This is a genomic window from Promineifilum sp. (SeqCode) (assembly GCF_041918635.1).
GTDB lineage: Bacteria > Chloroflexota > Anaerolineae > Promineifilales > Promineifilaceae > Promineifilum.
Genome location: NZ_JAYRVJ010000306.1, coordinates 1 through 4,681, shown reverse-complemented (window position 1 = coordinate 4,681; position 4,681 = coordinate 1). Strand labels below are relative to the sequence as shown.

Genomic DNA, 4,681 nt, shown 5'->3' with positions numbered 1-4,681 from the left:
GTGGCCTGCTCGGCCTCGGTCGGGTTCATCAGCGAGCGCGGAACCTGATCGAACGTGGCCGACTGGTTGGTCATCGCGTTGGCGATGATGGTCGGATAGTCAACGGCCATGGCGATGGCCTTGCGGACGGCGACCTGATCCAGACCCGGGGACTCCAGGTTGAAGAAGGCCGTCGGAAGGCTGGCGCCGATGCCGTAAGGGGCTTCGGGCAGATAGGTGGAGATGGGCAGGTTGTCTTCCAGCCAGAAAGCCTGGACGTTGGAGTTGAACTGCTGGCTAACGTCTACCTCACCGGCCTGCAGCGCGGTCGTGCCGGCGGCGTTGTCCTTGAAGATCGTGTGCGCCAGATACTTGGGAGCCGGCAGCTTGCCCCACATGGAGGCGTCCTGGCCCCAGTAATTGTCGTCGCGCACGTAGATGACCTTGCTGTCATCGGCGAAGTACTTGCCGTAAGGGCCGCTGTAGACGACATCTTCGGCGGGGTCGGCCAGCAGGGCGACGGGATCGCCGCCGACGCGCTCGAGCAGGGTCTCAGTCCACGCCTTCTGGATGACATAGTTGCTGCTCAGGTAGGCGGCGACGAGCAGCGGGTTGACGGCCTGGCCCTCTTCGTTCAGCTTGGCCTTCACGACGACGGTCTGCTCGTCCACGGCCTCGATATTCTCGATGTAGTCAATGTTGGCCGCGCCGGTGGGGGTGTTGTACTCAACATGCGTGGCCCAGGTGAAGGCGACGTCTTCGGCCGTTACCGGCGTGCCATCGCTCCAGTGGGCGGCGGGCTTGATCTTGAAGGTGATCTCGGTGCGCTCTTCGTTCCACTCGAACGGGCCGTCGGCCAGCAACGGGTACACCTGACCGTCAAGCATGTTGTACAGATACGGCGTCTCGAACATGATGACGCGCGCGTTGTCCTGCTGGGCAATAGCCATGGCGTTGTTGTTGCTGTTGGAATAGGGGTTCCAACCGACAACCGCACCCCACTGCTGGCCATTGGAGTACAGGGTTTCGTTGCGGGGCAGGGCGTTGGGATCACCCGCTTCTTCGGCTGGCGCAGCCTCTTCGGTTGGCGCAGCTTCCTCAGCTGGCGCAGGCTCTTCGGTCGGCGCGGCTTCCTCAACCGGCGCGGCCTCTTCCTGGGCAGCAGGCTCCTCGGCCGGCGCGGCTTCTTCTTCGACCGGCGCGGCTTCCGTGGGGCTTTCTACTTCGGTCGGCGTCGCCGGGCTGCACGCCGCCAGCGCAAGGCCGAGAATAAGCAGCAAGCCGAGGATAATGGGAAACAGACTCTTCTTTTGCATGATCGTTAACCTCTCCTCACAAGGGATCGATTGTCGCGGCTTCCCACACTGGAAGCACCCTTCCGGATTTGGCAGCCGCAAGGACCTGATGACATGTAGATTGTCTGAGAACCAGACAGTCTTTTTCACCTAAGCATTAGAATTACCGAAAAAGCGGGGTTTGTATATATTGTTTTCGGATGATTTCAACGAAACAATGGGGTGATTCTTGAGAGAGATTTCACAACGAGGACGTATAGAATCCGCACAGAAGTTACCCAACTTCGTAAAAATGATTTATCATTGGGTAACTTCCATGCTAGATCGTATCGTCCGCTCACGGGCCGCATTTTTAGCTTCGGTTATCGACATAGGTTGTCGTTAAACGGGAAGAGCCATGAAGTCAGTCCTGAAAGATGGCGTTCTGCGGTTAAGCGAAAAGACAGCCGACTCCCTCTCCATCCGTCACGGCTCCGCTGACTGGGATGTGTGGCTGGCCGGTCAGACCCAATTTCAGTTCCAGGGGGCCGCCGGGCGTTTCTCGGCGCGCCGCGAGAGCCGCAACGGCTGCGATTACTGGTACGCTTACCGCCGGCGCGATGGCATCCTGCACAAAGCGTATTTGGGCAAACCGGCCGACCTGACCCTCGACCGGCTGGAAGAGGTCGCCGCCACGCTGGCCGGCAAAACGGTCTTCGCCCAACTCTCCCTGACTGCGGACGCGCCAGGCAGCCCCATCGGCGAGACCTGGCTATCCCACACGGCCTTCTCCACGCAGGCCAAGTTCAAACCACCCACGCTCCCCCCCACCCTGGTGACGCGCCCCCGCCTGACGAGCCAAATCAATACGCCGGTGACGTTCATTTCCGCGCCCGGCGGCTTTGGCAAGAGCACTATGCTTACCGCCTGGCAACAAGAGTGCGAGGATATGCTGGTCGCCTGGGCAGCGCTGGACACCGACGATGATCACCTGCTACGGTTCTGGTCTACCGTCATCATGGCGCTGCAAACGGCGCGCCCCGGTCTGGGCCAGAAGTTGATGCCCTTTCTACAGCGGTCTTCCTCCATAACGCCGGCCGAGATCGTGAGCCGGCTGACCGACGAACTGGCGTCCGTAGCAAATGACTCCTTTCGCATTGGCCTGGTTCTGGACGACTTTCACCACGTCAGGCAGTCCGACGTTCATACGTCCGTGCAGCTCTGGCTGGAACATCTACCGCCCAGCTTGCAGCTGGTCATCGCCGGACGAACGCGGCCGCCGCTGGCTCTGGGGCGCTTGCGCGCCATGGGGCTGGTGACGGAGCTGGAGTTAGAGGATTTGCGCTTCACCCTGCCCGAAGGCATCGCCTTCCTGCAGAAGCACATCTCCGGCGAGCCGCTGGCCTACGGGGACATGGAAGCGCTGGTGAAACGCACCGGCGGCTGGGTCGTGGGCCTGAAGCTGGCCGTACTGGCGTTGAACAAACAACAAGACCGGCGGCACGTGATCGACACGTTCGGCGGCGCGCACATCTTCCTGCGGGAATACTTCATGGAGACGGCCCTGCGCCAGCGCTCCAAGGCCCTGCAGACCTTCCTGCTCAAGACCGCCATCCTGAAACAACTGACCGGCGGTCTGTGCGACGCCGTGACGGGCCAGACAGGCGGAGCCGAGATGCTGACCCGTCTGTGGCAGGAGAATCTGTTCATCATCCGCGCCGAGGATCAGGCATGGTATCGTTACCACGACCTGTTTGCGGAAATGCTCCGTAGCCAGTTGCAGCGGCAACTTCCCGATCAAATCCCAGACCTGCACCGGCGGGCGGCGGCCTGGTACGTGGCCCAGAACATGTCGGCCGACGCCGTGCACCATCTGTTGTTCATCGAAGATTGGGAAGCGGCGGCCGAGGTGATCGAGGATGTCGGGCTGCGCGAACTGGCTATGTCCGGCGAGGATTCGCGCCTGCTGCGTTGGGTGCAGCGATTGCCGGAAACGGTGGTGCAACGGCACAAGACCCTGCTGTTCGTCTACTTGCGACTCGCTAATCTCGCCCTATCGAGAGACGAGGTGACGCGCTTCTTGCAGCGCATCGAGGGTAACCTCGCCGCCAAATCGCCGGCCGAGATGTCCCAAGACGAACAGGACGTGCTCGACGAAGTGCGCCTGATCAGGCAGCGCCTGGTGAAGGGGACGGCCGTCTCGCAACTGTCGGCCGGCAAGATACCGGATCCGCGCTGGCAATTGCTGGACGCCTTATTGATCACGGAGACGTTCTACCAGCCGAAGACGGAGGAGGTTGGGGCGCGCGTCCGTGAAATCTATGACCGGGCGCGGGCCGAAGGCAACCTGTTCGCGACGATTTTCGCCGGCACGGATCTGTCGAACCGCGCCCTGGTGCGCGGCCAACTGCGCCAGAGCGAGAAGATCGCCTATCAGGTGTTGCAGCAGGCGCTGACGCAGCGCGGGCAATTGCCCGAGCCGGCCAGCATCGCCCTGTCCCTGCTGGCCCAAGTGTGCCTCGCGCGAAACGAACTGGCCTATGCCTACCAGTTTCTCGATCGCGCGCTGGCCGTCGATCCCAATCCCACCAGTTCCAACATGCCGTTGACCATCGCCATCATCCGCGCCCGGTTACAGTCGGCGGAAGGGAAACACGACGAGGCGCAGGCCACCATCCAGGCGGCCCGCACACTGCAAGCGCTGCGCCCTTCCGGCGCGTGGCGCGATCGGGATTTGGCGGCCTACGAAGCCCGCTTCTGTGCCCGGCAGGGCAATTGGCTGGCCGCGCGACAACTGCTGAAGGAGGCGGAAACCGAGGAGTCACACCCGCTCTCGGAACTGATGCGGGCGGAGATCGCGTTGGTGCGGCAACGGCCAGACGCCGCCGAGGCGCTCCTAACCCACTTTGTGGCGCAGTATCCGGCCGGCTTTCCCAATGAATCGAGCCTGGACGCCCGCGTGATGCTGGCGCACGCGCTGTTTGCGCGACACAAAATGAATCAGGCGCGGCGGGTGTTGGTCGAGGCGGTGCAACTGGCCGCGCCGGAGGGGTTCATCCGGCCGTTTCTCGATCACGGCTGCCCGCTCACCCCACTGCTGGCCCTCATACGCCACACCGGGAATCTCAGCGCCGAGTCTGATCGGTTCATCGGCGAGATTCTGAACTGGCTGGGACGCCAGAACGATGCCCCCTGCTCGCTGGAGGAAGAGAGTCTCGACTCCCTGGCGACGGCCGCGTCCATCACCGCGCGGGAACAGACGGTGCTCAAATTGCTATGCGAAGGGTTGTCCAACAGCGAGATCGCCGGCAAGCTGTGCGTCTCGCCCGGCACGGTGAAGACGCATCTGGCCAACATCTACGACAAGCTGGGCGTCAAGAGCCGCGTACAGGCCGTCGCGGAGGCGCAGGCGCTCAAGTTGATTTGAG

2 protein-coding genes are annotated in these 4,681 nt (G+C 62.4%); one reads left to right on the top strand and one right to left on the bottom strand.

From position 1 onward, the window contains the following. On the bottom strand, positions 1-1,295 hold a 1,295-nt coding region (locus ACE3UY_RS09875; protein WP_374687370.1), incomplete at its 3' end, for an ABC transporter substrate-binding protein. Positions 1,296-1,671: 376 nt separating this feature from the next. On the opposite strand from ACE3UY_RS09875, the gene ACE3UY_RS09870 reads away from it, so the two are divergent. Then, entirely contained in the window at positions 1,672-4,680 is a 3,009-nt protein-coding gene (locus tag ACE3UY_RS09870) for a LuxR C-terminal-related transcriptional regulator (RefSeq protein WP_374687369.1), read from the top strand. Position 4,681 lies beyond the last annotated feature (1 nt).

Bases quoted from the DNA above. Each gene is read 5' to 3' on its own strand.
- ACE3UY_RS09870 (WP_374687369.1), top strand. From the start codon at position 1,672: ATGAAGTCAGTCCTGAAAGATGGCGTTCTGCGGTTAAGCGAAAAGACA.